Origin of the sequence: Nocardia aurea (assembly GCF_003123685.1) — a bacterium.
GTDB classification, from domain to species: domain Bacteria; phylum Actinomycetota; class Actinomycetes; order Mycobacteriales; family Mycobacteriaceae; genus Nocardia; species Nocardia aurea.
The window spans coordinates 1-2197 of record NZ_QCYJ01000064.1; the positions used below are offsets into that span (position 1 = coordinate 1).

General features: G+C 71.0%; 2 protein-coding genes. Both read left to right on the forward strand.

What is annotated here, in order from left to right:
* The first annotated feature begins 144 nt into the window (after positions 1–144).
* Entirely contained in the window at positions 145–1227 is a 1083-nt protein-coding gene (locus DAT37_RS12835; protein WP_157978469.1) for a glutamate ABC transporter substrate-binding protein, read from the forward strand.
* A 55-nt stretch (positions 1228–1282) separates the two neighbouring features.
* The coding region (locus tag DAT37_RS12840) for a malate dehydrogenase (RefSeq protein WP_109524984.1) at positions 1283–2197 on the forward strand (915 nt) is incomplete at its 3' end.

A 2197-nucleotide genomic window follows, 5' to 3' on the forward strand; every position in this document is an offset into this window, starting at 1 on the left:
TCCAGCACCGGGGGGACGTCCTCCCACACGGCCGGGACGTCCTCCCACACGGGTGGGACGTCCTCCCACACGGGCGGGACGTCCTCCCACACAGGTGGGACGTCCTCCCACACGGGCGGGACGTCCTCCCGGTACGCGGGCGAGATGTCCTCGCCGCACGCCGAGGCGTTTCCGGCGCAGGTCGGTACGTATCCGCAGCCGGCCGGAGTGCCCACGCGGCTGTCCCCGCAGGCCGGCGGCCTGGCGCCACCACCCGAATCGGCGACCGGCACGCCCGTGCCCGGCACCGGGCCGGGACGGCCGTCCAAGCCCGCCCCGCCGCGCCGGCCGGTGCGGTCCAGGCGGCGGCGCAGGGGCCGGTGGGTCGCCCTCGCCCTCACCCTCCTCCTGCTGGCCGGCGCGGCGGCCGTCGGCCTCATGAACGGCTGGCCGCCGCAGGTGTTGAACCTGCTGATACCGGACGACAACGGCGGGGACGGGCCGGACGCGTTCGTCAGCGTGGTCGACAAGGCCGCCACCACCGGGAAGTTAGTCATCGGCGTGAAGGGCGACCTCCCCGGCGTCGGGCTGGAGCGGAACGGCGGCTTCGACGGGTTCGACGTCGAGGTGGCCAAGCGGATCGCCGCCGCGCTCGGCGCGAAGCAGACGGAGTTCGTCAGGGTCACCCGCGGCGACAGGGCCGACCTGCTGGACGAGGGCACGGTGGACCTGGTGGTCGCCACCTACTCCATCGACGAGCAGGACGAGGACAGGGTCCGGTTCGCCGGCCCCTACTACCTCGCGCACCAGGACATCCTTGTCCACAGCGGAAGCGGCATCGAGTCCATCGAGGACCTCGCGGGCCGGAAGATCTGCGCGCTCAACAGCCCCTCGGTCGGCAAGGTGCAGGACATCGTGAAGGTCGAGCCCGTGACGGCCGCCAACTACGCCGAGTGCATGGACCTGCTCAGGAGCGGCGAAGTCGACGCGGTGCCCGGTGACGACCTCATCCTCGCCGGGTTCGCCAGCCGCGAGAACCTCCGTTACAAGATCCTGGGCGCCCAGCTCAGCAACGAGCGCTACGCTGTCGGCATCAAGCGGGACGACACGAAGGCCTGCAAGGCGATCAAGGCCGTGATCGCCGAGCTCTACCGGTCGGGCGCCATGAAGCAGCTGCTGAGCAGGCACTTCGCCAAGGTGGAGTTCGCGATGGAGCTGGAGCAGCCCTCGGCGGAGTCCTGCGGATGACAAGCGGGTAGCATCCCGAAAGTCAATGAATCGTCCTGCGAGTTAGGGGAAGGCCATGGCCACGCCCGTCAAGGTGACCGTCACCGGTGCCGCCGGTCAGATCGGCTACGCGCTGCTGTTCCGCATCGCGTCGGGCCAGCTGCTCGGCCCGGACGTCCCGGTCAAGCTGAGCCTGCTGGAGGTCCCCCAGGCGGTGAAGGCGGCCGAGGGCACCGCCATGGAGCTCGACGACTGCGCGTTCCCGCTGCTGTCGGGGATCGAGATCAGCGACGACCCCAACGTGGCGTTCGACGGAGCCAGTGTGGCCCTCCTCGTCGGCGCCATGCCGCGCAAGGCCGGCATGGAGCGCGGCGACCTGCTCGGCGCCAACGGCGGCATCTTCGGCCCCCAGGGTAAGGCGATCAACGACCACGCCGCCGACGACATCAGGGTCCTCGTCGTGGGCAACCCCGCCAACACCAACGCGCTCATCGCCCAGCAGCACGCGCCCGACGTCCCCGCCGAGCGCTTCACCGCGATGACCCGCCTCGACCACAACCGCGCGCTCTCCCAGCTGGCCGCCAAGCTCCAGGTGCCGGTCACCGAGATCAAGCACATGACGATCTGGGGCAACCACTCCGCCACCCAGTACCCCGACCTGTTCCACGCCGAGGTGGGCGGCAAGATCGCGGCCGAGCAGGTCGACAGCGAGTGGCTGCGCGACACGTTCATCCCGACGGTCGCCAAGCGCGGCGCCGCCATCATCGAGGCGCGCGGCGCCTCGTCCGCGGCCTCGGCCGCCAACGCGGCGATCGACCACGTCTACGACTGGGTCAACGGCACCGACTGGACCTCGGCCGCCGTGGTGTCCGACGGCTCCTACGGGGTGCCGGAGGGGCTCGTCTCGTCGTTCCCGGTCCGCGCCGTGGACGGCCGGTTCGAGATCATCCAGGGCCTGGAGATCGACGCCTTCTCGCGCGAGCGCATCGAC

Bases quoted from the DNA above. Each gene is read 5' to 3' on its own strand.
- DAT37_RS12835 (WP_157978469.1), top strand. From the start codon at position 145: ATGTCCTCGCCGCACGCCGAGGCGTTTCCGGCGCAGGTCGGTACGTAT.